Consider the following 26,305-nt stretch of genomic DNA (forward strand, 5'->3'; position numbering starts at 1 on the left):
GCCGCGAGTGGAAGACGTTCGAGGATTTCAAACGCGGCCTGGAGGAATACATAGTCCACTGGAACACGAGCCGGAGGCAGGTAAGATTGAAGGGCCTGACCCCGGAGGAGTACCGGAATCAGGCCCTCGCGGCCTAGTCGCTATTTAGGGCGTCCAAGATTTGGGACGCAGTTCACTTTCATGTGGCGAACGGTCGGGCTTCTTATTCCACTTGCCAATGCTCGGCTCATATTGGAAGAAAGCTACGCTAATGTTTGCGTGACACTCCTATTTTCTCCGAAGAAAGAGTCGGATAATGAAGAATAGAATTAAAAAAGGTGCCAGATATAACGCAAGTATAAAGGCTAATCCGACGAGACCTTGCAATAATGGCATAACTCCTCCCAGACACGAGATTTTGGTATTTGTTCCCATCTTATTCTGATTTGGACCAAATAGTTCCTAGCCACAAAACTACTCGTCAACTGGATCGCACCAATCTGCTGGCAAAACACAGCTTGATTCTTTATCGACATAGCACCAATCCGCAACAGGGCACTCGGCGATGTCGTAAAAATTGCATATATCAACTCCAAGACAACAAGGCTCAACGGGAGGATGTTCATTTGAACCAACAGGATGGATATGCTTCATAACAGCTCCTCACCTTAATCCAATTAGAGACTACGTTTGATCAATGCCACAGTGATCTACAACGCAGATGCTGCCGCCATCCATGTCATAGTCGCAGTAATCGTATGCACCACAGCCATCTGCTTTATCATAAACAGTACAGATGTCAGTAATGCCCAAGAGGCAGTCAAAAGACATCGGCTTCACGCCTGCCTCGTCGCCACTTCCTGGATTAATCGGATGAATATGCTTCACGACTACCTCCCTTTGAGTGCAGAAAACCTCAATATTGTGTATAACAAACCAAGATGTCTAGTTCACCATATTTCTAGAATGGTTTCGGCGAACGTAGCAATAAGCTTCGCAGACGGTAATCAGAAGAACGAACACCTCCACAATGGTGAAAGCAATGCGCTGAACCGCTTATTCCGATACAGTAGCTTCTCGTTGATTTTTCTCCTGCGAAGATGAGTGGCGGGAAATAAGGTCAAAAGCCATCTCGTAGCACATTTTTCTATATTCACATGATGCAGGGTGTAGACTCTTGGGCAAGTAGCCGTGCTCGTCTGCAGCCTCCCAGCTACAGCCCCCACCACAGAAAGACCGAGCCCAACAGTCCGTACAGTCAATTCTTTTTTCGACACCCTGACTCCAGTTTTCAATATACCTAGTTTCGTCAATTCCGGTGACGATGTTGCCCATTTTGAATCGCATCATCCCGACAAACCTGTGACAGGGGTATACGTCCCCTTCGGGAGTCACGGAAATAAAACGCCTGCCAGCCCCGCATCCGACAAAGGCGATCCTGTTGCTCATAATCAAATCAACTGCAGTTTTCAATGTTCTAAACAAGGGCTTTTCCCCTTGATCAATCTGTTTGAGATATTGATCCGCCAAATCTATTAGGCCCGCCCTGATTTTGTTTAATGAGTGTTCGTCGAGTTTGATATTCTCATCGAATGAGCTCACGGGCGAGAAGTAAATCCTTCTGAAGCCCATCTCTTTAAACTGAAGATAGTCTTCAACAAGGTTACAGTTATTATTTGTTAAGGTCGCTCTTGCGCCGAAGGGGAACGACTCGGAAAAACGACGAACGTTTTTGTCGATATCGGAGAAAGAGCCGCCTCCCGTCTTGTACGGGCGCGATGCATCGTGCTTGCATCCTGTACCATCGAGACTAATCAGAACAGAAAACCCGTGCTCCTTGAAAGAATTCACAGCAGTGTCATTCAAAAGCGTTCCGTTGGTCGTAATAGAATAGGTAAAGTTTCTATTGGGGTATATTCTTTTTGAATAGTCGACCGTTTTCCATATCAGCGGCTCGTTAATCATGGGTTCCCCACCAAAAAAGACGATCGCAAGCGTTTCGTTTTCCGATGAACTTGCGACGAGGTAGTCGACCGCCTTGAAGGCTATCTCGTCTGTCATCAGCAGAGGAGACGTTCCATAATCTCCTTTACCGGCAAAACAGTAACTACAACCAAGGTTGCATGCATGTGAAACGTGGAGTTCGATGGATCTAAGTTTTCGAGGCGTGTCTTTTGTTAAGAAAGTCCGCTCAGACAATCGTTGATACTCATCAATGTCGTCTTCAAGTTCTGCTATGGTCGTTTGGTCGTAGCCTTTCGCAGCAAGTGACTTTGTTAGCAACTTCGAGTTGACCGTTCTTCCTGATGCTTCAAATATGCGAAGCGCATCTTCTGATGCTTGGTCAACCTGAAAGCAATTGCGAGTGACCTCATCGAAGCAGTAACGACGATCACTTACTGAGAAAAAATGCATACGTTCCTCAATTTCATGCTGGACTGGCACTAACCTTGTTTATTGTTGCGCAGCTATAAAAAACTACCAGCGGGGATTCGGTGTGCGGCCCAATCGGACTCCCAAAAGGTTCTATTTGAGACTGGCAAGCTTTGTGTTGTTGGCACTTCGACAGCGCTCTTTATTCCAACATGGAGCCTCGCAGTTTGAGTCGACTTGCCTCTGGAAGGTCCGATCTTAACTTGATTTAGGATGAAAACAGATTACAGGCGCGCTCCTCTAGAAAGAAAGGAAACCAATCGCCGCCTTTCACCAGGAAAGTTTTTATAGCCCACCTCGAGCAAAATGAAAGATGCGAGAGCGATTGGGGAACAACGCGAATCTCCCCTTTTGGGTGGGAGCGAGCCTTCAGCCACCGGCGAACGACTCGCCCTGGTCAGAATCTGGAAGTGGTGCCGGGCCGCTTGGGCCTCCCCGGTGACTTCGTGGGGCTTACCTGCCTGACGTCGAGGAGTACATCCGCAAGATTCGTTCCCTATGCCGTTTGCTCTCACGCCCGCCTTAGTTCCAAGTCGGGCGAGCCGCCGCGCTCATGCGACCCGTGGCGGCGACACGTCGACGCCGCGCTCGCTGAGCACATCTTCGGTCGCGGGCGAGCACGAGGTCGCGCCGGCGCATCCGCTGGGACTGCTGTGCGTGCAAAACGGCTACGTGGTGAGCGTCCCGCGCTGGATTCAGCCGAGTGAGGAAGGCGTTGAGATCGGCGCGCTGGCAACGGGGGAGGGCGGCATCACCGACGACGTCTCGGCCCGCCATGCCCATATCTGGTGCGATGCTCAAAATATCTGGCACGTCGAGGACTTGTCGTCCACCAACGGAACCGTGGTGGTAAACGGGGCCACGCGCGTCTGCATTCAGGTCGAGCCCGGCCGTTCCGCCCAACTCAATCCCGGCGACGAGCTCAAGCTCGGCGAATCCACTACCTACGCCATCCTCTTCGGTGCCCTCTAGCCGGCAGATAGGGACGTTCCTTTTCTGCCGGCTGGGGACATTCCTTGGCGCTCCAGAACCGGTCGTCCGGGGATGGAGGGGCCATTTTGGCCCTTGGCGGTCACCCGAGGTAAACCTTTACCGCCCGCCTATATTTGCCGAAATTACACTTGACGGCGGGGTACAATAAACCCGCATGCGGATTTCCGTTGCGGGCGCTTCCCATCGCCGGGGCGTGCCCGGGAGCATCCGGCATGCGGCCTTTGCGGCGCTCGGTCATGTGCAAGACGGGCGGTCGGGTCTGTGGGGCGCATCAGCTGTCCCTCGCCTCGGCATGTCTTCTCTCCACGCCACGTACCTGCTGCTGAGCCTGCCTGCCAGATGATTGGAAGCAACAGCGTAAATCCCATCACGCCAACATCCCGGCGATCGCCGGGGCCTGTATACCTATATGAGAGGAGAGGGGTATATGGCGCGTAAGTTTAAGTCTATGGACGGCAACGAGGCGGCCGCATATGTTTCGTATGCGTACACCGAGGTAGCGGGAATCTATCCCATTACGCCGTCCAGCCCGATGGCCGACCATGTCGACCAGTGGGCGGCCCAGGGTCGCAAGAACATCTTCGGCACCCCGGTCAAGGTCGTCGAGATGGAGTCCGAGGCAGGTGCAGCCGGTACCGTTCACGGTTCGCTGGGCGCCGGTGCTCTGACCACCACCTACACGGCTTCTCAGGGTCTGCTCCTGATGATCCCGAACATGTACAAGATCGCGGGCGAGCAGCTCCCGGGCGTCTTCCACGTCTCCGCGCGTTGCGTCGCTTCGCACGCCCTGAACATCTTTGGTGATCACTCCGACGTCATGGCCTGCCGCCAGACCGGTTTCGCCATGCTCGCCGAGGGCAACGTCCAGGAGGTCATGGACCTCTCGCCGGTGGCTCACCTTGCCGCCATCGAGGGCAAGACCCCGTTCCTTAACTTCTTCGACGGCTTCCGCACCAGCCACGAGATCCAGAAGGTCGCCATGTGGGACTACAAGGATCTGGCCGAGATGTGCGACATGGACGCCGTCCAGGCTTTCCGCGATCACGCGCTCAACCCTGAGCACCCGCATACCCGCGGTAGCCACGAGAACGGCGACATCTTCTTCCAGAACCGCGAGGCCTGCAACAAGGTCTACGACGAGCTTCCCGCCGTCGTCGAGGGCTACATGAAGAAGATCAACGAGAAGCTCGGCACCGATTACGGCCTGTTCAACTACTACGGCGCTCCCGATGCCGACCGCGTCGTCGTGTGCATGGGCTCCTTCTGCGACGTGCTCGAGGAAGTCATCGACTACCTCAACGCTCACGGCGAGAAGGTCGGCCTGGTCAAGGTCCGTCTGTTCCGTCCGTTCTCCATCAAGCACTTCGTCGACGTTCTCCCCGAGACCGTCCAGAAGATCGCCGTCATGGACCGCACCAAGGAGCCGGGTTCCATCGGCGAGCCGCTCTACCAGGACGTCGTCTCCGCTCTCTACGAGGCCGGCAAGACGGGCATCAAGGTCGTCGGCGGCCGTTATGGCCTGGGCAGCAAGGACACGCCTCCCGCGTCCGCGTTCGCTGTCTTCGAGGAGCTCAAGAAGGACGAGCCCAAGCGCGAGTTCACCATCGGCATTGTCGATGACGTGACCAACCTGAGCCTGCCCGAGGTCGAGGATGCGCCCAACACCGCAGCCCCCGGCACCATCGAGTGCAAGTTCTGGGGTCTGGGTGGCGACGGTACCGTCGGCGCCAACAAGAACTCGATCAAGATCATCGGCGACCACACCGACAAGTACGTCCAGGCCTACTTCCAGTACGATTCCAAGAAGACCGGCGGCGTCACCGTCTCGCACCTGCGCTTTGGTGATTCCCCGATCCGTTCGCCGTACTACGTGACCAAGGCCGATTTTGTCGCTTGCCATAACCCCAGCTACATCGTTAAGGGCTTCAAGATGGTCCGCGACGTCAAGCCGGGCGGCACCTTCCTGGTCAACTGCCAGTGGAGCGACGAGGAGTTCGCCGAGCACATGCCCGCCGTGGCCAAGCGCTACATCGCGAACAACAACGTCAACGTCTACCTGATCGACGCTATCGACCTGGCGGCCAAGGTCGGCATGGGCAAGCGCACCAACACGGTGCTCCAGTCCGCCTTCTTCGCGCTGGCCAAGGTCCTGCCCGCCGAGGACGCCCTGCAGTACATGAAGGACGCGGCTACCAAGTCCTACATGAAGAAGGGCCAGGCCATCGTCGACGCCAACCACAAGGCCATCGATGCCGGCGCTACCGCCTTCCGTAAGTTCGAGGTTCCGGCCGACTGGGCAACTGCCGAGGATGCCGCTCCCGTCGAGCTCTCCGAGGAGACCAAGTCCGCTATCGCCCAGCAGGTCAAGAACCTGCTCGAGCCCATCGATCGCATGGATGGCGACAGCCTGCCCGTTTCCGCCTTCGTCGGTTGCGCCGACGGCCAGTTTGAGCTGGGCGCCTCCGCATACGAGAAGCGCGGCGTCGCCGTGGTCGTTCCCCATTGGGACGAGACCAAGTGCATCCAGTGCAACCAGTGCGCCTACGTGTGCCCGCATGCCACCATCCGTCCGTTCGCGATGACCGAGGACGAGGCTGCCGCCGCGCCCGAGGCTACCCGCACGCTCGACGCCATGGGCCCCAAGGCCAAGGGCATGAAGTTCACCATGGCCGTGTCCCCGCTCGACTGCATGGGCTGCACCAACTGCGTCAAGGTTTGCCCCAAGGGCGCCCTCGAGATGGTTCCCACCGAGCAGGAGATGGACCAGCAGCCCGTTTGGGACTACATGGTCGAGAACGTCTCCGAGAAGAAGGAGCTCATCGCGGCCAACGTCAAGGGCAGCCAGTTTAAGCAGCCCTACCTGGAGTTCTCCGGCTCCTGCGCCGGCTGCGCCGAGACCGCCTATGCACGTCTGGTGACCCAGGTTGCCGGCGACCGCATGTTCATCTCCAACGCCACCGGCTGCTCCTCCATTTGGGGCAACCCCGCTGCCACCGCTCCTTACTGCAAGGACAAGGACGGTCACGGCCCGGCGTGGAACAACTCCCTGTTCGAGGACAATGCTGAGCATGGTCTGGGCATGGCTGTTGGCTATGAGGCCGTTCAGCACAAGCTGATCGCCGCTACCCAGGACATCATCGCTGCCGATGGTCCGTCCGATGAGCTCAAGGCTGCCGGCCAGGCTTGGATCGACTCCGTCAACGACGCCGAGGCTTCCAAGGCCGCTGCCGCTGCCTACGTTGCCGAGCTCGAGAAGTGCGGCTGCGACGCTTCCAAGGCAATCCTCGCCGACAAGGCTTATCTCACCAAGAAGTCCTTCTGGATCTTCGGCGGCGACGGCTGGGCCTACGACATCGGCTTCGGTGGCCTGGACCACGTCCTGGCTTCCGGCCACAACGTCAACGTCTTCGTCTTCGACACCGAGGTCTACTCCAACACCGGCGGTCAGGCCTCCAAGGCCTCGAACCTGGGCCAGGTCGCTCAGTTCGCCGCTGCCGGTAAGGTGACCAAGAAGAAGTCCCTGGCCGAGATTGCCATGAGCTACGGCTACGTCTACGTGGCGCAGGTCGCTATGGGCGCCAACCCGGCTCAGACCCTCAAGGCCATTCACGAGGCCGAGGCCTACGACGGCCCGTCCCTCATCATCGGCTACAGCCCCTGCGAGATGCACTCCATCAAGAAGGGCGGCATGCAGAACTGCCAGGCCGAGATGAAGAAGGCTGTCGAGTGCGGTTACTGGAACCTCTTCCGCTTCAACCCCGAGGCTGCTGCCGGCAAGAAGTTCTCGCTCGATTCCAAGGAGCCCGCGGGCGGTTATCAGGAGTTCCTGATGAACGAGGCCCGTTACGCTTCGCTGACGCGTTCCTTCCCCGAGCGCGCCGAGGAGCTCTTCAAGGAGAATGAGCAGGCCGCTATGGACCGCTATCAGCACCTGCTGAAGCTCAAGACGGTGTACAACGAGGCCTAGGTCTCCCACCACAGGATCTGAGGGCTAACCTTCGCGGACGTCCTCGGACATGAAAGAACCCCCGCTGCGCACTACGTGCGGCGGGGGTTCTTTCGTCCTGCGGAGTGTCCGCGAAGGTTAGCCCTCAGATCCTGCTACGACTACGTCCTCGGATTGTGTGGGCGGATGAAGGACGTAGTTGGTCGGGTATTCCGTCCCTTCGCTGTTTCGCGGCTTTGCCGCGAAACCTCGCGCCACTTTGGGGATGGATGGGGGGCTTGGCCGTTGCCGCTTTTTCGGAGCTCTTCTTTATTCCTTTTGTTGGATGAAAAGCCCCTTGTTTTTGCAGGGGTGCATACTCGACTTATATGTGCATAGAATCTCGTATAGTGCGAGTAAGATATTGCGCTGTCTGTTTTGTGTTTAGCAAAGATATAGTTTGCATAATCTGGTCTAATCCCTGCTCTATTAAAATAAAGTTGCACGTAAATGGCGTAGATATGCTTGAGCTGGGGTTCTGTACGCTGAGCGGATAAAAACGACCGTTCACCGTTCCGCTATTTTCAAAATGAATAAAATGAGCGATAAAGAGAATATAAACCTTAATAAACTCGCGTATCGCACGGACGCGGGTTATTAATGGGTTGTAGGCCTTTTACAGAAAGGATTCCAGCAATGTCTAAGCCTCTTGGCAAGCCCGATCGTATTGTCGTCGCCCTTGGCGGCAACGCCCTCGGCAACAACCCCGTCGAGCAGATCGAGGCCGTGAGCAACACCGCCCATGCCCTCCTCGGCCTCATCGAGCAGGGCAACGAGATCATCATCACCCACGGCAACGGCCCGCAGGTCGGCATGATCCAGAACGCCTTCGCCGCTGCCCACGATGCCATCGGTACCCCTGAGATGCCGCTGCCCGAGTGCGGCGCCATGTCCCAGGGCTACATTGGTTATCACCTGCAGCAGGGCATCGGTCGCGAGATGCACAAGCGCTATAAGCGTTGGCACGCCGCCACCGTCGTCACCCAGATCGAGTGCGACCCGGATGATCCCGCGTTCAAGAACCCGACCAAGCCGATCGGCCCCTTCTACACCGAGGAGCAGGCCAAGGAGTTCATGGCCGAGGATCCCTCCAAGGTCTTCGTCGAGGATTCCGGCCGCGGCTGGCGTCGCGTCGTCGCTTCCCCCGATCCCAAGAAGATCGTCGAGGCTGACTCCATCCTCAACCTGCTCGACAACGAGTTCATCGTCATCGCCTGCGGTGGCGGCGGCATTCCCGTCGTCCGCGACTACGAGAACAAGGGCTGCTACAAGGGCGTTCCCGCCGTCATCGACAAGGACCTGGGCGGCGAGCTGCTGGCCGAGGACTGCGACGCCGACGTTCTGTTCCTGCTGACCGCCGTTGAGCATGTTGCCATCAACTTTGGCAAGCCCAACCAGGAGGAGCTCGAGGACCTCACCGCCGACGAGGCCGAGCGCCTGGCCGACGAGGGCCAGTTCGGCAAGGGTTCCATGGAGCCCAAGGTCCGCGCTGCCATCAAGTTCGCCCGTTCCCGCAAGGGCCGCACCTGCATCATCGGCGCCCTGGACAAGGCCGCCGAGACCATGGCTGGCCTCTCCGGTACCCGCATCCACGAGTAGTCTCTACTCTGTTGCCTCTCTCGTGGGCGCTAGGCAAAGCGCCCACAAACTAGCCTCTCTTCATGAGCCCCGCAGTCCGCTCCGACTGCGGGGCTTTTGCTATTCACCTAGTCATTGGGGACGTTCTTAAATGACTAGTCAAACAAGAGCGTCCCCAATGACCACTCATTTAAGTCTGTCCCCAATGACTAGTAGTAGGCCCACATGGCTTCGACTTCGTTGAGGACCTCTACGACGCCCCAGCGGCGGGCGCTGCGGCTGGCCGAGTTGGGGTCGTAGACGCCAATCTGGTTGGCATCGTCGATGCCGTAGAGCACGATGTAGTGGCCTACGTTGGTAAACGTACCGGGGCGCACTGCGGCGATGACGGGCACACCCGAGCGAAGTGCTTGGGTAATCGATTCGCGATCGTTATAGAGCTGTGTTCCGTTGAGCCCCAGCTGCCACGCACCGCCTGTCATAAACGACCACTCGGTGGCACCGGTGGGGGCGTAGTTGCCGGCTTCGGCCAGTGCGCATATATCGACCGGCGTCTTATCGGTATGGCCGGTCTTAAAGATATAGACCATGGTGAGGCAGGTAGGACCGCAAGCGTTTTCGCGAATAGTGCCACCGGCATAGGGCAGCTCCGACCATGCGGGGTCAATTTGGTAGATGTGGGGCATGGTGCCGGCCTGCCATTGCGAGCGTGGGGTCGAGAACGCAAAGGAGTAACCGGGTGCGACGGGAGCTTTAAGCAGCTTGTCTTCGGCAGTGGGCTCAAGACCGGCTGATCCGTGGGAGATACAGGATCCCAAAAACACAAAGACGAGGCAGGCGGCGATGGAGCAAAGCGTAAGGCGTAGGCGGCGGGCCGGAAGCGCGTGGCTTGTGGCGTGTGACGCAGGGTGAGGGGCGGAATTGCCGCGATCGCGTTGAGGTCGCGAAAAGGAGCGCTTGACGTAGTAGTCGGTTTTACGGCGATCGTAGCGGCGTGGCTGCGATGTGTCGGTCTGGCGTTGGCGTGTGCTCGTACTCACGCGGTCTGACTGCTGCACGGTACGGCTTTGTTGCCGCGAAGAAGCCCCGAGCTGCTCTTGGGGGCGCTGCGGGTTGTCGTTGTCGGAGGTGATTCTGGGCGTTGGCGTGGCGCGACCGGCAAGGCGCACGCTTTGTGGCCGTTGGTCGCCGTCATTGTATCCGTATGCCATTCGAATCACCTTGCCTCATGTGTAACTTGTTTATCCTACATAAAAAGATGCACGACACATGGGTATGTGCGCCAAAAGCCTGACAAATGGTATGAACGTTGCCGCGCCGCGCGCCTAGCGTCACGGCAACAGGTATTCAAAAGCAGACAAGATGAAAGCGTCCAAGACGAATGACGTCTCCCGCCGTTCGTCCCAAAAACGGTGCCGCTCGTTTTGCAGTTCTGCCTTCGGTCGAGCTGCGAGCGGCGCTGCTGCGCCAAGGCCGTATCTTAAAGCCATGGAATAAAAGCGCGCGGCAAAACGGACCGCGCAAGGGGTGACGCCAAGGGCGTCAAATAGGAAAGGAGGGGAACAATGGCGGACAAGAACGCAGAAGTTGCAGTCGAGGATAACGGCGGCATGAAGAAAACGCTCTCGCTCTGGAACTTCTTTACCATCGGCTTCGGTGCCATCATCGGTACCGGTTGGGTTCTGCAGGTCGGCGACTGGATGGTCGTGGGCGGCGGTCCCGTTCCCGCTATGATCGCATTCCTCTTGGGTGCAATCTTCCTCGTGCCCGTCGGAGCTGTTTTCGGTGAGCTCACGGCTGCTATCCCCATCTCGGGCGGCATCGTCGAGTATGTCGATCGTAGCTTTGGCCGTACGCTGAGCTACATCACCGGATGGCTTTTGGCCCTGGGCAACGGCATCCTGTGCCCGTGGGAGGCCATCGCCATTTCGACCCTCGTGTCCGAGATGTTCGGCAGCCTGCCCGGCCTTGAGTGGCTGCGCGCCGTCAAGCTCTACACCATACTGGGGGCCGACGTCTACCTGTTCCCGACGCTGATCGCGCTCGGCTTTGCAGTCTACGTCATCTTCCTCAACTTCCGCGGTGCCAGCTCGGCTGCCAAGCTCCAGGCCTTCCTGACCAAGGCCCTGCTCTGCGGCATGCTGCTCGCCATGGGCGTCTCGCTGTTCACCGGCTCGCCGGACAATGCCATGCCCGTGTTCTCCCAGGTCACCGGCGCTGGCGGCGGCAAGGCCGCTACCGAGAGCTCCAGCCTGTTTGCCGGCATCGTGTCGGTCCTGGTTCTGACCCCGTTCTTCTACGCTGGCTTCGACACCATTCCTCAGCAGGCTGAGGAAGCAGCCGAGGGCCTCAACTGGAACAAGTTCGGCAAGATCATCTCCCTGGCCCTGCTGGCCGCCGGCGGCTTCTACATGGTCTGCATCTACTCGTTCGGCACCATCCTCGACTGGCATGAGTTTGTTAAGAGCCCGGTTCCCGCGCTTGCCTGCCTCAAGGGCATCAACATGCTTCTGTACCTGGCTATGCTCGTCATCGCCACGCTTGGACCCATGGGCCCGATGAACTCCTTCTACGGCGCCACGAGCCGCATCATGCTCGCCATGGGCCGCAAGGGCCAGCTGCCCGAGCAGTTCGCCGAGGTCGACCCCAAGTCCGGCGCTCCCAAGCTTGCCTGCGTCGTTCTGGGCGTCATCACCGTCGTCGGTCCGTTCCTGGGCAAGAACATGCTCATCCCTCTGACCAACGTGTCGGCTCTCGCCTTCATCTTCTCCTGCGGCATGGTCGCCCTCGCTTGCCTGCGCATGCGCTTCACCGAGCCCGACCTGCCTCGTCCCTACGAGGTGCCCGGCGGCAAGTTTGGCATCGGCCTCGCTATCGCTGCCTGCGCCATCATCATCGGCCTGCTCGTGATTCCGTTCTCTCCCGCCTCCCTCAACATGGTGGAGTGGAGCATCGTGATCGGCTGGTTGGCTATTGGCCTGGCCCTCATGGCTTTCACCAATTCCCGCAAAAAGTAACGCCGAGCCGGGGCGGATCGGGTGCGCGGGACCCTCTCTTCCGTGCACCGAACCCGGCGCCACTTGGGTAGCTTTGTGAGGCCTTAACCCAACACGGCCTCGCCCACTATATGGATCCATAAGGAGGAACCATGTCCACTAAGTATGCAATCGTTGGCGGTAAGCTCATCGACGGTACCGGTGCCGAGCCGGTCGAGAACTCCCTCGTTCTCGTCGACGACAACGGCAAGATCGAGTACGCCGGTGCTATGCAGGACCTTCCCGAGGGCGTTGAGGTTATCGACGCCGCCGGCAAGACCGTCCTTCCCGGCCTGATCGACACCCATCTGCACTTCTCGGGCAACCTGACCGACGATGACACCGATTGGGTCATGCAGCCGCTCCTCGAGAAGCAGGCCGTCGCCGTCAAGCAGGCCTACGACTGCCTCACCCACGGCCTCACCACCGTCTGCGAGATCGGCCGCTTTGGTATCCAGATCCGTGACTGCATCGACAAGGGCGTCTTTAAGGGCCCGCGCGTTCTGGCCACCGGTCTGGGCTTCTGCCGTGTTGCCGGTCACGGTGACTCCCACCACTGCACCCAGGAGCTCAACAAGGAATCCCACCCCTGGGGCGATCAGGTCGACGGTCCTTGGGATCTGCGCAAGGCCGTCCGTCGTCGCCTGCGCGAGAACCCCGATGCCATCAAGATCTGGGCTACCGGTGGCGGCATCTGGCGCTGGGACTCCGGCCGCGACCAGCACTACTGCTCCGAGGAGATTCAGGCCGTGGTCGAAGAGGCCAAGATGGTCGGCATCCCCGTGTGGAGCCACTGCTACAACAACCACGCCGCTGCCTACGATTCCGTTCGCTTTGGCTGCGAGCAGTTGATTCACGGCTTCGATATCGATGAGCGCACCATGGACCTCATGGCCGAGCAGGGCACCTTCTTCACTCCGACGATCGCCTTCCTGCCCACCTGGTACGCCACCTATCCGCCCGTCTACGTTCCCGAGCTGCACGACAAGTACGAGGGCACCCTGGTCGAGAAGGAGCTGCAGCGCAACTACGACTGCCTGCGCGAGGCCAAGAAGCGTGGCGTCGTCATGACGATCGGCTCCGACTCCTTCTCCTTCGTCACCCCGTATGGCACCTGCTCCATCGAGGAGATGTACGAGTTCGTCGACAAGATCGGCTTCACCCCGGTCGAGACCATCACCTGTGCCACCCTCAACGGTGCCAAGATGTGCCACATCGAGGACGAGACCGGTTCCATCGAGGCCGGCAAGTGCGCCGACCTGCTGGTCGTCAACGGTGACGTCGCCGCCGACATCCACGTGCTCAACACCGACAACATGGACGTCATCATGAAGGACGGCTGGATTGTCGAGGCCGGCACCTTCGGCGAGGCAAACAAGTACAGCGCCTAAGCTACCGTTCATCGATGGCTTGATGTAAAACACAGTATTTGATTGCATAATGCAATGGAGAGGGTCGCTTGCGGCCCTCTTTATTGCTATGGGGTGCGTCGGTAAGAAGGAGATGACGGTGGATCTCAATAGGCTGATTCTGGGCAAGAGCTACAACTCTACCAAGGTCTTTCGTACCGCTCAGCATGTGGTTCAAGCCATCTTGCTCGGTATTGTCGTTCCGCTGCTTATCCTGCTGCTCATCTGGGATCTAACCGATAATCCCAATCCCGTTCCGGCCGTTGTCGTCATTGCCGGCTTGGTCATGCTGTGCTTCTTCTTCTCGTACGTCTTTGTCGTTCCTGACGACCTCACATCGAGCGCAACCGACCGCACGCTCGCCATCGCTTCAAAAATATTCGCCTACACGTCGCGCGGCCTTACGCCCGAAGCTGCCCTGGGCGCCTCTAAGATCATCCTGTCCGAAACTATCGCCTCTGCCATCTGCTTTACCGACGGCAAACAGGTGCTGGCGAGCTGGGGCGAGGACTCGGCAAAATGCCCCGCGGGCACCCCGGTGGTGCTGCGGACTACGCTCAACGTGATCAACAGCGGTGAGCAAAGCGTGTTCTCGCGCGATGCCTCGACCGAGACAGGTGGCTACTTTCCGCGTCTGCGCGCCGGTATTGTCGCACCGCTTACCGTGCGCGGGCATTGCGTGGGCACGCTCGAGCTGTATTATCCCCGTCTGAGCAGCATCGATATGCGCCAGACGGCGCTTGCCTCGGGCTTTGCCGACCTCATTTCCACGCAGCTTGCGAGCTTTGAGCTCGAGCGCCAGGACGAGCTTACGGCCCGCGTGGAGCTGCGCGCCTTGCAATCGCAGGTCGATCCTCATTTTCTGTTTAACACCATCAGCACCATCGTGTCGCTCGTACGTACCGAGCCGGACAAGGCAAGGTCGCTGCTGATCGACTTTTCCAATTACTACCGTCAGACGCTTTCTGATTCCGATACCCTCACAACGCTCGAGCACGAGGTGGAACAGGGCACTCGCTATATCAATCTTATGCAGGCTCGTTATGGCGACGGCCGTCTGCGCGTCTCGGTCGATATCGACTTTGAGGTGCGCGATTGCATGGTGCCGCCGTTTATCTTGCAGCCGTTGCTCGAAAACTGCATCAAGCACGCGCAGCGCGAGACCGAGCCGCTTTCTATTCATGTTAGGGCTTTCGAGACCGATGACGGTTTGGAGATCATCGTCGAGGACGATGGCATCGGTATGAGCGAAGAAGTCTGCGCGCATCTGTTTGAGCAACATCGCCTGGAGGAGCCCGAGAGCATTACCGCCGACGGTTCCATCAAACGAGGCTGCGGCCTGGCGCTCTTTAACGTACTTCAGCGCATCCATTTCTTTTACGGAGAAGATTCCGGCATGCGCGTGAAGTCCCAGGAGGGCGTGGGAACGCAGGTCATCGTCGAGCTGAACGGCGAGCCGCATGAGCCGGCGCCGTTGACGGCGTAGCACGCGGTTGGATTGAGAGAAAAAGAGGGGAAGCACATATGTCCGAAGGCTGGAACATCTTGGTGGTTGATGACGAGCCTCCCATTAGGGCTGAGCTACGCTATCTGTTGGAAAAGGATGCGCGTGTGGGCCAGATTGCCGAGGCGGGCAATGTCACCGAAGCCGTGGAGTCGATTCTGTCGAACAAGCCCGACGTGTTGTTTTTAGACATTACCATGCCCGGTCGCTCGGGAATTGAGCTTGCCGAGACGCTGCAGAACCTAAAGACGCCGCCGGTGGTTGTGTTTGTGACGGCGTTTGCCGAGTATGCGGCTGATGCCTATAACCTCGATGCGGTCGACTATGTCGTCAAGCCGGTCGAGGACGCACGCCTGTCAAAGGCACTCGACAAGATCGAGGCAGCCTTGGGTGTCCGTCGTGTTATCCACGCTCCGCGCCAGCCTTTGCGTCTGACGGTGGACCGCGGGGACAAAAAGGTGTTCATTCCCGCCGCAGACGTCTGCTACTTTGAGGCGCGCGCCGATTTTTGCAACGCCATCTGCGCCGAGGGAACGTACCTGATCAATGAGTCGATTTCCTCGCTCGAGCGGCGCCTGGCCCCCGAGGGCTTTATCCGTGTCCACCGCAGCTATCTGGTCAATTTGGAGGACGTGCACAATGTCGAGATCGGTTCCACGGGTCTTATGGAGCTCAGACTCGATCGCGTAACCTCGACGGTGCCCGTGTCCCGCCGTCGCGCTGCCGAGGTTAAAGCACACTTGGGGCTTGCGTAGACGGTCTGCGTGCCGTCGTTTACCATCGCAGGTTTGGCATGGGCGCGCGGTGGGCATAATGGGTGGCATCGAATGAAATCGAAAGGATCATTATGCCCGCGCTTATCACCCATCATCTGTTTGGCGAGGAAAGCATCGACCGTCTTCCGCAGGGCGTCATCACGTCCGATGAAGAGCGCATTGCCTTTATCTTGGGCAACCAAGGCCCCGACCCGTTTTTCTTTCACATTCTGACACCGCGTGTTTCCGACTGCACGCTGCTAGCGCAGGTCATGCATCGGTCGCGCATGTCTCGCCAGTTCGCGTGCCTGCGCGACGGCGTGTCGCATCTGCTGCCGCGCGACGCCAGCTTGGGTCGCGCTTTTGCGCTGGGCCTGCTGTCTCATTACGTGCTCGACCGCAACGCCCACCCCTTTGTCTATGAGCAGCAGTTTGGCATCGTGGAATCCGACTCAGAGCTTGAGGATTCGAGCAGTCAGGTCCATGCCGTGATCGAGAGCGACCTGGATGTACTGATGCTGCAGCTTAAACGCGCCGGCGCTACGGTCGACGATTACCCGCCGGCGGGCGAGATCGTCACCACCGATCGCATCAATCGCGTGGCCGGCGTGCTGATGAGCTATGTTGCCGGACGCGTGTACGGCATTGACATTCCGGCGGGGGAGTACGGTGCTGCCGTTGCCAATATGCAGCGACTTTACCGCGCGATTGAGCCGGCCGGCTCCGTAAAGACGCGCGCGATCTCGTTGGTTGAGGGCTTGGTGCACGACTACTCGCTGCTCGACGGCCTTGCCCATCGCGTGACGACGGAGCTGCCCGAGCGCACCGGTAACCTGGGCCATCTGACATGGAAGAATCCCTTTACCGACGAGGTCTCGAACGAGAGTTTCCCCGAGGTCTTTGATCGCGCGCTGGTCGATTACGAGTGCACGGTCGCACGTTTTATCGAGACCGGTGACATGGATGCCGTGACCAGTCACGTCAACTACAGCGGTCGCGTGCTCGAAGCCGATGAGGAGTTCGACCGCGAGGAATAGGGCCCGTGCGTGCCCCTTTGCCGAATCCTTACCGGCGGTTCTGGACAATTGGGGTACGATGAACTAACTGCATATCGGGCGAATACGAAGGGTCCCTGTCCATGAAATACACCAAGCTCGAGCGTAACTGGGTTATGTATGATGTGGGCAATTCGGCCCTCGTGCTGCTCAATACCTCGGTGGTGCCCATTTACTTTAACGCCATCAATACCGGCGCTTCTTCGGCCGACCTGGTGGTCGCCTGGGGCAATGCACAGACGATCGCCTCGCTGGTCATCGCCATGCTCATGCCCATTCTGGGCGCGCTTGCCGACTACGCCGGCAACAAGATCAAGTTCTTCTTGGGCTTCTTCCTCACGGGCCTGGTGCTTTGCTTGGCGCAGGCTATCCCAATGTCCGCCATGGCATTTTTGACCGTGTACGTGCTGTGCACCATCGGCCTTAACTCTTCTATGACGTTCTACGACGCCATGCTGCCCGACATTACCACCGACGAGCGCATGGACGCCGTGTCCAGCTCGGGCTATGCCTGGGGCTACATCGGTTCCACCGTGCCGTTCGTCATCTGCCTGGCGCTCATCATGGGTGGCCCCGCTCTTGGCGTCCCTACCATGCTGGCAACGCGTCTGTCGTTTATCATCACTGGTGCCTGGTGGCTCATCTTTACCCTGCCACTCATTCGCACCTATAAGCAAAAGTACGGTCGCGAGCGCGGTCCCGAGGACACTATCGGCCATATCGTGGGCGGTGTGTTCTCCGAGGTCGGACACACCATGCGCGAGATCGCCCACAACAAGACCGTGCTGGTCTACATGATTGCGTTCTTCTTCTATATCGACGGTGTGCACACGGTCATTTCCATGGCTACCAGCTACGGCTCGGCTTTGGGCATCGATTCGACGCAGCTGGTGCTGGCGCTGCTCGTTACGCAGTTCGTGGCCTTTCCGTCCGCCATCATCTACGGCAAGCTCGCCGGACGCGTGGGCACGCTCAACATGATCCTGGTGGCAGTCGCCGCCTACATGGGCATTGTGCTGTTCGCCGCGTTCTTCCTAAAGACCGCCTTTGAATTCTGGGTGCTTGCCATTATGGTCGGCCTGTTCCAGGGCGGCGTGCAGGCGCTTAGCCGTAGCTACTTTGGCCGCATTATCCCCAAGGAAAAGTCCAACGAGTACTATGGCTTCTTTGACATCTTCGGTCGCTATGCAAGCGTCATGGGCACTTTCCTAGTGTCGGTCGTCACCTCGCTGACCGGCAACCCGTCGCTGGGCGTCCTTTCCATTGGCGTGCTGCTGATCGTTGGCTTTATGCTGCTGGTCCGCCTGTCCCGCATGACTCGGGCGGCAGAGCATGCCGCATAGGAGCGAGCGGCTATTGTGCCTGTCCACGGTACTCTTTTGGGGTTATCCGCAATAAACATTGCGACTTGCGAGCAATGATTTGCCCAAGTGGGTATGATGGAATCAGCTAGGTCGCGGGGCGTCGCCTGTGTTTGGCGGCGTCCCGTTTTTGTGTTGCAGGGAGGGTAAGGCATGAACGCCACAGTCGTGATTCCAACGTATTGGGCGGGCGATGACGCTTGCGCAAACGCCCCTGGCACCTATGACCATTCGACGCGACTCAACGCCGACAATCCCGAACTCGACCGCTGCCTGGCCTCGCTTGAGCAGGTACGTGGCATCCCGCGCATCATCCTTTTGGTGGTCTGTCCCGTTTCTGCCACAGCCGATGTGTCGCTGCGCGTGCGCGAGATTGTCGACGCGCATCCCACGCTCAAGGTCACCGTTGTCACCAACACCCAGGCCTCGCGCATTGCAGACCGGGTTGCTCAGATCGCGCCCAAGGGTTCGGGCGAGTGCGTGAGCCTGCGAGGCTACGGTGCCATCCGCAACATGGGGCTAGCCTGTGCCGCTGTGCTGGGGCATGACGCGGTTATCTTTTTGGATGACGATGAGACTGTCATCGACGCCGACTTTATGAAGCGCGCGACCTATGCGTTGGGGCAGCAGACGCGTCAGGGCTTGCCGATCTTGGTCAAGAGCGGCTATTTCTACGATCGCGACGGCTCGCCGCTGGCTCCCACGGACAAGGCGGGCATCTGCCATCGTTGGTGGACCAAGCGCATCGAGTTCAACCGTTGGATGAAAAAGGCGCTCTCGGGCACCCGCATCTCGCGCTCCAACTACGTGTGCGGCGGCCTGATGGCCCTGCACGCCCGCGCCTTTACGCGTGTGGCCTTTGACCCGTTTATCACCCGCGGCGAGGACTTGGATTACCTCTTTAACATGCGCATGTTTGGCTACGACGTGTGGTTCGATAACGAGTGGACCGTGCGCCATCTGCCTCCGGAGTCCGAAAAGCGCTCACCGCGCTTTATGCAGGATGTATACCGTTGGTACTACGAACGGGCCAAGTTGACATTCGCCGCGCATCAAAAGGAGCTCATTCCCGTTACGGCGGCATCACTCATGCCCTACCCGGGCCCGTGGATTTCGCGCGAGCTCGACGACCGCGTGCGCAAGACCGCTATGGTCCGCAGCGTGTTTACCCGCGAGCATGAGGGCTACCTGCGCATCTGGCGCCACGGTATTGACGAGGCCAAGACCTACGCGCGCCAAAACGCCGCAAGCTACCTGCGTTTCCAGAGCTTTTGGCCCAAGATCATGGACGGGCTTTGGCGTGACGCACAACTGATCAGTATCCTGGAGGGGGCCGAATGATCGACCGCCGCGCCCAGCGCGATAGTTCAATATCAATCTTTCGCATCATTGCCGTTGCCTGCGCCATTTGCGTGCTGGTGTACTTTATTTTTGCCTTGGTGACCGGTATCGAGCCGATCGCCACGGTGATTGCCTGCGCGCTGCTGTGCATCTTTCTGTGCATCTTTATCTTTTTGACGCTCAATCCCGATTCGGTGCGCTCCCAGTACACCGAGGAGACGCTCTCGGTGGCCTCGGCCATGCTCGAGGACATTAAGGGCGGTCTGACGCAGGAGTCGGCGCGTTTGGTGTGCCGGCGCATTTTGCCCGAGACGCGCGCCATGACGGTGGCCATCACCGACGAGGGCAACGTGTTGGCCTGCGCGGGCGAGTTTGAGGAAAAACTACTGCCAGATTCTCCCATCCACACGCTTGCCACACGCTACGTTATCGAACATGGCATCGTGCAGTCGTTCAACCGTATGGTGGATGTCGTGGGCTCGGATGGCTCGCACAACCAAGTCCCCGCCGGCATTATCGCCCCCATCAAGGTGGGCGATCGTACCGTCGGCACGCTCAAGTTCTACTACAAGACCCCGCGCGCCGTCGACCGTACCCAGTACGCGCTTGCCTCGGGCTTTGCCGAGATCTTGTCCACGCAGCTCGCCATCCACGAGCTCGAGGTGCAAAAGGAACTCACAGCGCGCGCCGAGGTGCGTGCGCTGCAGGCGCAGATTAACCCACACTTCCTGTTCAACACGCTGAACACCATTGCATCGTTTACGCGCACCGACCCGCTGCGGGCCCGCGAACTGCTTCGTGAGTTCTCATCGTTCTATCGTGCCACGCTCGACAACTCGGGATCGCTTATTCCGGTCTCGCGCGAGGTTGCACAGACCAAGCGCTACCTTACCTTTGAGAAGGCCCGCTTTGGCGAGGACCGCGTGCTTGCGACGTTCGATGTGTCCGAGGACGTGGAAGATACGCTGGTGCCGGCGTTCGTGATCCAGCCGATTGTCGAGAACGCCGTACGTCATGGTATGGGCGATGACGACGCCCTGAGGATCGACGTGACCGTTCACCAAGACGGCGAGGATGCAATCTTGATTGCCGTGGCCGATAATGGCGTGGGCATGGATGAGGGTACCGCCGCCAGACTGTTTGACGAGCGCTCTGCCCGTCCCGACGCCAGCTCTCCCCAGGGTGGCGGCGCCGGTGTGGCCATGCACAATATTTCGGAGCGCATCCATCGCTTTTATGGGCCGCACTCCTATACGCGTGTCGAATCGGCGCCGGGCAAGGGCACCAAAGTGCTCCTTCATCTTGATTTGTCAGAGAGCATCTTTGACATTCAAGAGTAAAATAAAGGGCTACGGGCTCAACGTCATGCGACGGATGCCCGGCGTAGTTAGTTGACGAAAGGTTTTATCCCTATGCTGCGTGCGATGATTGTGGATGATGAGGCGCCGGCTCGCTCGGAGCTTCGCTTCCTGCTCGAGCAAACGGGCAAGATCGGCACGATCACGGAGGCGTCGAGCGTCCGCTCCGCCATCGAGATGCTTATGGAAAGTCGCGTGGATGTCGTGTTTCTCGATATCTCGATGCCCGGTGCCTCGGGCCTGCAACTTGCCGAGGCGCTGCATAAGCTCAAAAATCCGCCGGCGATCGTGTTTGTGACTGCGTATAGTGACCATGCGGTCGAGGCATTCGACGTGGATGCCGTCGATTATCTGATGAAGCCGGTCGAGGAAGCTCGCTTGGATCGCGCGATCGAGAAGGTCATGCAACGCACCAAGCCGGTTACGGACAGCAAGGTGACCATCGAGCGTATCCCGGTGGAAAAGGGCGGCCGCAAGGTGCTCATTCCCGTGGACGACATTCGCTTTATCATGGCCAAGGACGATTACTCCTGCATCTATACCGTCGATGATCGCTTTTTGTCGACGACCTCGCTGGCGCAGTTTGAGGCCAAGCTCTGCGACTTTGGCTTCTTCCGTGTTCACCGCCGCTATATCGTCAACTTGGCGTGCGTCACGGATGTGGAGACGGTGCCCTCGGGCGCCATCCAGCTGGGCATTACGGGCGTCGACGAACGTGTGCCGGTTTCGCGCCGCCGCGTCGTGCCGCTCAAGAAGGCTCTGAGTCTCTAGCACACTGGCCCCGCAGCCCTGTAGACCCATCGTCTGCGGAGCCGTGGGGCCTTTTTGTATGTATCTGCCGAATCGTTTTTTGCGGAAGGGATCCCATGAACAGTGCAAGCGCCAAGCGTATCGACATCATCTCGGACACCCACGGCTATTTATCGCCTGCGCTCTTGGATGAGCTTGAGGGCGCAGACCTGATCATCCACGCCGGCGACCTCACGTCAGAGATGGACTACGAGCACCTATGCACCATCGCCCCCGTTCGGGCCGTACTGGGCAACAACGATTACTACCGCGACTACGGCCCCGATGTAGACCGTCTTGCGCTCTTTACCTACGAAGGCCTCAAATTCGCCGTAGCCCACTACCGCGAAGACCTTCCGGTGGGATCCGTAGACGTAGCCATCAACGGCCATACCCACGTAACCAAAGAAGCCCAAGTGGGCCGTTGCTTAGTCCTCAACCCGGGCAGCGCCAGCTACCCCAGAGGCACCCGAGGCCCCACCATGGCCAGAATGCTAGTAAAAGACGGCAAGATCCTAAGCACTAAATTTATTGACCTAGAGTAACCACAACAAAAGCGGGGGATGCAGATGCGTCTCCCGTTTCCATTTGAGCCAAAGGCAGAGCTTCAACAAAAACAATCAGACCAACCCCGCCGAGGAGCACGCGGGCTAGCCGCGCAGCGGCGCACGCCCGCAAAACTGGTTGAATAATGTGACGGCAGGGAGGGCTTCCGGGGCTGAGGGCGGGGGTTAAGTTTGTCGCGAGTTCCGCACGCAAAGGAAAGCACTTAATGTGCTTTCCGTCTTGCGCAGGACTGTAGAGCAGCAAACTTAACCCCCGCCCTCAGCCCCGGAGACCCTCCCGGAGGGACCCAAAAAATTTTTTCAAAAAAGTTGTTGCGCGCCGGACAGACTTCTGTGTATACTAATCCCCGCAGCGCACGCGAGCGGAAACAAACGCGAACGACTGCCTGGGGAGTTAGCTCAGTTTGGTTAGAGCGCCGGCCTGTCACGTCGGAGGTCGCGGGTTCGAGCCCCGTACTTCCCGCCAACGCAATTAAAGCCACGTCTTCGGACGTGGCTTTTTGCGTTTAATGGGATATTGATCCACGCCCTAATATCTAAAACCACATCTCTCCAAATCTCATCTCCCATTCGCGAATAAAGCCCAACTGATATATATGTTCAAACAAGGCGTTTGTTGCACAACACCTGTTTAATGGGGTAGGGGGTTAGGTTATACTAAGTTTCACTGTAGGCCGGTATTGATGTAATCAGCTTCAGGCTCGGCATCCAGTGGACACCCGATTTGCTATTTGGCCGTCCTGACGTTCGTTTGGCGTCTCGACGTAAGCTCGGCCCCGGAGCCCGTTCGAGCTGTTCCTATTCCTTGAAAGGGGAAAAATGGACATATCGAGAAAGACTGACTATGCCCTTCGCATGCTTGCGATGCTTGCCGAGGAGCCGGAGCGGTTGCTTTCTGTTCGCACTGCCGCCGAAGAGGTCAACGTGCCCTATTCGTTCGCGCGTTCGATCCAGCATGGCTTGGTTCAGGCTGGCATCGTGGAGAGCCTGCGTGGCGTCCATGGCGGCATGCGTCTTAAAGTCAGTCCGGACGACGTCACCATTCGTCAGGTCGTCGAGGCCGTTCAGGGCCCTATGGTTATGAATGATTGCACCGCACCCGATGGTGACTGTGCACGCATGGGCACGTGCTGCTATCATCCCCTGTGGGCCGGAGCTCAGGCGTTGATGCGCGACTACCTCGATTCCGTTTCGCTCGGCGACATCGTCGCTCACCGCCAGTTCCCGGCCGTCGATCCCAAGTTCGCCGACCGCGAAGCGTTTCCCGAGTACGCCACCTGCGCGTGCGCTTACCGGGAGGAATAGCGCCGCATAAGGAGCATAGCCATGATTCAGGACCCCTTTCGTTCGATGATTCGTTCGGAAGGGGTCCTGCGTTATCGCGACCTTCCGTGGCGCCGCACACGCGATCCGTACATCATTTGGCTTTCTGAGGTCATGCTGCAGCAAACGCAGGTGCCGCGTGTGGAGGCGCGCATGCCGGTGTGGCTCGATCGTTTTCCGACCGTGCAGGCGCTTGCCCAGGCCGCGCCTTCCGATGTTTTGGACGCTTGGCAGGGGATGGGCTACAACCGACGCGCTCTGGCGCTCCACAAGGCCGCTCAGCGCGTTGTGGAAGACTGGGACGGGGAGTTTCCACACGAGACGCGTGACTTGGTCGCTCTGCCTGGTATTGGCCCGGCAACGGCGCAGGGTATCCGGTCGTTTGCGTTTGATCTTCCGGGCGTGTATCTGGAGACCAATGTGCGCACGGTCTTTCTGCATCACTTCTTTCCCGATGTACCGGCTGTTCCCGATCGCGAGCTGGTGCCGCTGATTCAGGCGGCCTGTCCGGCGGCCCCCGGTGCGTCGGCGGACGAGATCGCTCCCTTTGCCGTGCCGCTCGATGATGCCGACACGCCGCGCGCGTGGTATTACGCGTTGCTAGATTACGGCGCATATCTAAAAAAGACGTTGCCCAATCCGTCCAGGCGGTCGGCGGGCTATAGCCGTCAGTCCAAGTTTGAGGGCTCGCGTCGCCAAAAACGCGCGCATATCGTGCGCATGTTGCTGGCAGCGCGCGATGGCCAGCCGGCGGGGATTACGCTTGCTGATGCCGTGGTGGGCGTTAACGAAATGGAGACGGCGGCCGGTCGCGGGCCGGTCGAGTGCGAGCTTGTCGCGGGCATTCTAGCCGACCTGGAGCGCGAGGGCTTTTGCCGAGCCGAGGACGATCGTTGGTTGAGTGTGTAGCCCGCTCAAATCTGAAGAACGGGATTGTAAGGTTTAAATTCGCGGCTTGAGGGCATCCTAAAGACAAGGTCGCTCAAAGCCTATGGGCGGCACGTGTTGAAGGGAAGTACACCTATGGATTTTGAGAATTCCCAAACCAAGAAGAACCTCGAGACCGCTTTTGCCGGTGAGTCCCAGGCACACACCAAGTATCGCTACTACGCATCTAAGGCCAAGAAGGATGGCTACGTTCAGATTTCGAATATCTTTGCCGAGACGGCGGGCAACGAGTCCGAGCACGCCAAGCTGTGGTTTAAGTATCTGCACGACGGCGCCGTTCCGGGCACTCTGGACAACCTGCGCGACGCCGCCGCGGGCGAGAACTACGAGTGGACCACGATGTACGACGAGTTCGCCAAGACCGCCGAGGAGGAGGGCTTTGCCGAGATCGCCGAGAAGTTCCGTGGTGTCGCCGCCGTCGAGAAGGCCCACGAGGAGCGCTACAACAAACTCGTCGAGCGCATCGAGTCGGGCGAGGTGTTTGAGCGTGAGGGCGTGAAGGTATGGAAGTGCCTGAACTGCGGGCACCTGCACGTTGGTGCCGAGGCGCCTGAGGTGTGCCCGGTGTGTAACCACCCGAAGGCGTACTTTGAGGAGCAGGTGGTGAACTACTAGCGCTTGGCGCTGGCTGCTGCGGAGCGCAGGGCGGGAGGCCGGATCGCCTTCCCTCCCCGCTCACGGCTCCGCAGGGTCGCGTTGAGGGAAGGCGATCCGGCCTCCCGCCCTGCGCTCCGGCGTTGGGTCGTCGCGTGCTCGTTACAGAAAAGCTGATAAGAAGTTTGTGTGCCGCCCCTTATGGGGCGGCACGTTTTTGTGGGGGCCGGTTGGGGCGGTGACGTTGCTTAGAGGGTACACTGGGTAGCGTTGGCTATTCGTTTCCTCTTGTGAGGTGTTGGTTATGGGTAAGAAGTCTCGGGCTCGGGTTGCTGCGGCGGGAACTCGCAAGGATCCTGGTCGTCGGGTTGCCGAGGGTGAAAAGGCCGATCGTGCCGAGAAGGACAAGAAAGTCGGCGCGCATGCTCATCCTGAGTGGGCGCCCCATTTGAATTCGGCTAGTGAGGACTTGACCGCCAAGCTGTTTACGATGGTCGAGGTCATCTTGGGCGTGGTACCTGTGGTGGTCATTGGCCTGTTCCTGGCCTCTAAGGATGCCACGAGCGTGGATAAGCTCACCGAGGTCTTTTCGCAGGAGCCCTCGATGGTGGTCACGTTTATTTCTGCGTGCCTGCAGCCGTTTGTGGCGTACATGCTGTACATGATTTATCGCAAATACTGCGAGGGCGATGCGGGCTTTGCCGCCGGCAACCTGATTGGTCTTTTGTGCTCCGAGATCCTACTGCTCAATATCCCGGGCGTCATCGGTATGGGCATCTTGCTGTGGCGTGTTTGGCGCAACGTTGCCCCGCACTTTGAGAGTTGGCTGTTTGAGCGCCGCGTAATGGGCGTGCTGGCAGACATCGCCGGGTCGCTCGTGATTCTCGTCTTGGCATTTATGTGCGCCACCGCCGCCCGCGGTCTCGCGGGCATGTAGTCTGTTCTCACCGACCACGGGGCGCAGGGCGGGGAAACCTTCCCCTCTCGCTCACGGCTTCGCAGGGTCGCGCGAGGCAAAGGTTTCCCCGCCCTGCGCCCCGGCGTTGAGTCGTCGCATGCTCGTTACAGAAAAGCTGATAATAAGTTTGTGTGCCGCCCCTTTGGGGCGGCACTTTTTGTGTGGGGTCCCGGTCTCCACAATTTTCGTCAAGCTATTGGTTAGATTTTGGTCAGTTGGCGTAAGGGTGGAAGGCCAAAAGATTGTTGGCGAAAAAAGCTCAGAGAAAGTGCTGGTAGGGGAGTTGTTGAGCTTTTCGACAGCTTTTGAGCAGAAGAAACTTTGTGGCTATTGCCGGCGAT

21 protein-coding genes and 1 tRNA gene are annotated in these 26,305 nt (G+C 58.7%); 18 read left to right on the top strand and 4 right to left on the bottom strand.

All coding sequences use genetic code 11. From position 1 onward, the window contains the following. Window positions 1–453: 453 nt before the first annotated feature. The 3 genes from AAAX75_RS08975 to AAAX75_RS08985 form a co-directional block, all read right to left on the bottom strand. Window positions 454–633, bottom strand: a complete 180-nt coding sequence (locus tag AAAX75_RS08975) for a hypothetical protein (RefSeq protein ID WP_147324165.1) — start codon at window positions 631–633, stop codon at window positions 454–456. Window positions 634–663: 30 nt separating this feature from the next. Next, window positions 664–867, bottom strand: a complete 204-nt coding sequence (locus AAAX75_RS08980) for a hypothetical protein (protein WP_124785779.1) — start codon at window positions 865–867, stop codon at window positions 664–666. 168 nt (window positions 868–1,035) lie between these two features. Further along, on the bottom strand, window positions 1,036–2,394 hold the full coding sequence (locus tag AAAX75_RS08985) for an SPASM domain-containing protein (protein WP_082421808.1): 1,359 nt from the start codon (window positions 2,392–2,394) through the stop codon (window positions 1,036–1,038). A 516-nt stretch (window positions 2,395–2,910) separates the two neighbouring features. Between AAAX75_RS08985 and AAAX75_RS08990 the strand changes: the two genes are divergently transcribed. From AAAX75_RS08990 to arcC, 3 genes are all read left to right on the top strand, one after another. Then, window positions 2,911–3,384, top strand: coding sequence for an FHA domain-containing protein (locus AAAX75_RS08990; protein ID WP_349091927.1), 474 nt, complete (start codon window positions 2,911–2,913; stop codon window positions 3,382–3,384). Window positions 3,385–3,832: 448 nt separating this feature from the next. Next, entirely contained in the window at window positions 3,833–7,372 is a 3,540-nt protein-coding gene (nifJ, locus tag AAAX75_RS08995; RefSeq protein ID WP_349091928.1) for a pyruvate:ferredoxin (flavodoxin) oxidoreductase, read from the top strand. A gap of 654 nt (window positions 7,373–8,026) precedes the next feature. Then, a complete protein-coding gene (arcC, locus tag AAAX75_RS09000) occupies window positions 8,027–8,989 on the top strand; it encodes a carbamate kinase (protein WP_006235166.1) in 963 nt (320 codons plus the stop codon). Between the two features lie 188 nt (window positions 8,990–9,177). On the opposite strand, the gene AAAX75_RS09005 is transcribed toward arcC, so the two are convergent. Further along, window positions 9,178–10,179: a C39 family peptidase gene (locus AAAX75_RS09005; RefSeq protein ID WP_316365774.1), complete on the bottom strand. Its 1,002-nt coding sequence runs from the start codon at window positions 10,177–10,179 to the stop codon at window positions 9,178–9,180. Between the two features lie 354 nt (window positions 10,180–10,533). On the opposite strand from AAAX75_RS09005, the gene AAAX75_RS09010 reads away from it, so the two are divergent. The 15 genes from AAAX75_RS09010 (at window position 10,534) to AAAX75_RS09080 (ending at window position 25,943) form a co-directional block, all read left to right on the top strand. Beyond that, on the top strand, window positions 10,534–11,985 hold the full coding sequence (locus AAAX75_RS09010; protein WP_316365773.1) for an APC family permease: 1,452 nt from the start codon (window positions 10,534–10,536) through the stop codon (window positions 11,983–11,985). A gap of 131 nt (window positions 11,986–12,116) precedes the next feature. Beyond that, complete coding sequence (locus AAAX75_RS09015) at window positions 12,117–13,394, top strand: amidohydrolase family protein (RefSeq protein WP_117655955.1); 1,278 nt, start codon at window positions 12,117–12,119, stop codon at window positions 13,392–13,394. Window positions 13,395–13,506: 112 nt separating this feature from the next. Continuing rightward, window positions 13,507–14,898, top strand: coding sequence for a histidine kinase (locus AAAX75_RS09020; RefSeq protein ID WP_349087486.1), 1,392 nt, complete (start codon window positions 13,507–13,509; stop codon window positions 14,896–14,898). 38 nt (window positions 14,899–14,936) lie between these two features. Then, the gene (locus AAAX75_RS09025; protein ID WP_349091929.1) at window positions 14,937–15,671 is read left to right on the top strand and encodes a LytTR family DNA-binding domain-containing protein; all 735 of its coding nucleotides are present in this window, start codon (window positions 14,937–14,939) and stop codon (window positions 15,669–15,671) included. 92 nt (window positions 15,672–15,763) lie between these two features. Beyond that, the gene (locus AAAX75_RS09030) at window positions 15,764–16,708 is read left to right on the top strand and encodes a zinc dependent phospholipase C family protein (RefSeq protein ID WP_271746838.1); all 945 of its coding nucleotides are present in this window, start codon (window positions 15,764–15,766) and stop codon (window positions 16,706–16,708) included. A 101-nt stretch (window positions 16,709–16,809) separates the two neighbouring features. Further along, a complete protein-coding gene (locus tag AAAX75_RS09035) occupies window positions 16,810–18,069 on the top strand; it encodes an MFS transporter (RefSeq protein ID WP_006235159.1) in 1,260 nt (419 codons plus the stop codon). 171 nt (window positions 18,070–18,240) lie between these two features. Then, window positions 18,241–19,428: a glycosyltransferase gene (locus AAAX75_RS09040; RefSeq protein WP_349091930.1), complete on the top strand. Its 1,188-nt coding sequence runs from the start codon at window positions 18,241–18,243 to the stop codon at window positions 19,426–19,428. Continuing rightward, window positions 19,425–20,768: a histidine kinase gene (locus tag AAAX75_RS09045; RefSeq protein WP_055310084.1), complete on the top strand. Its 1,344-nt coding sequence runs from the start codon at window positions 19,425–19,427 to the stop codon at window positions 20,766–20,768. Before AAAX75_RS09040 ends, AAAX75_RS09045 begins: the two co-directional genes overlap by 4 nt. A 72-nt stretch (window positions 20,769–20,840) precedes the next feature. Next, window positions 20,841–21,557 carry a response regulator gene (locus AAAX75_RS09050; protein ID WP_022094115.1) on the top strand — a complete coding sequence of 239 codons (717 nt, stop codon included), beginning with the start codon at window positions 20,841–20,843 and terminating at the stop codon, window positions 21,555–21,557. 95 nt (window positions 21,558–21,652) lie between these two features. Next, window positions 21,653–22,120: a YfcE family phosphodiesterase gene (locus AAAX75_RS09055; protein WP_006235155.1), complete on the top strand. Its 468-nt coding sequence runs from the start codon at window positions 21,653–21,655 to the stop codon at window positions 22,118–22,120. Window positions 22,121–22,529: 409 nt separating this feature from the next. Then, window positions 22,530–22,607: transfer RNA gene (locus AAAX75_RS09060), tRNA-Asp, on the top strand. Window positions 22,608–22,960: 353 nt separating this feature from the next. Further along, window positions 22,961–23,446: an Rrf2 family transcriptional regulator gene (locus AAAX75_RS09065; protein WP_217750329.1), complete on the top strand. Its 486-nt coding sequence runs from the start codon at window positions 22,961–22,963 to the stop codon at window positions 23,444–23,446. A gap of 21 nt (window positions 23,447–23,467) precedes the next feature. Then, entirely contained in the window at window positions 23,468–24,373 is a 906-nt protein-coding gene (locus AAAX75_RS09070) for an adenine glycosylase (RefSeq protein WP_349091932.1), read from the top strand. Between the two features lie 114 nt (window positions 24,374–24,487). Further along, entirely contained in the window at window positions 24,488–25,027 is a 540-nt protein-coding gene (gene rbr / locus AAAX75_RS09075) for a rubrerythrin (protein WP_006235152.1), read from the top strand. Between the two features lie 283 nt (window positions 25,028–25,310). Next, on the top strand, window positions 25,311–25,943 hold the full coding sequence (locus AAAX75_RS09080; RefSeq protein WP_349091933.1) for a hypothetical protein: 633 nt from the start codon (window positions 25,311–25,313) through the stop codon (window positions 25,941–25,943). The last annotated feature ends 362 nt before the right edge of the window (window positions 25,944–26,305 follow it).

It is taken from the genome of Collinsella sp. CLA-ER-H7 (assembly GCF_040092345.1).
GTDB lineage: Bacteria > Actinomycetota > Coriobacteriia > Coriobacteriales > Coriobacteriaceae > Collinsella.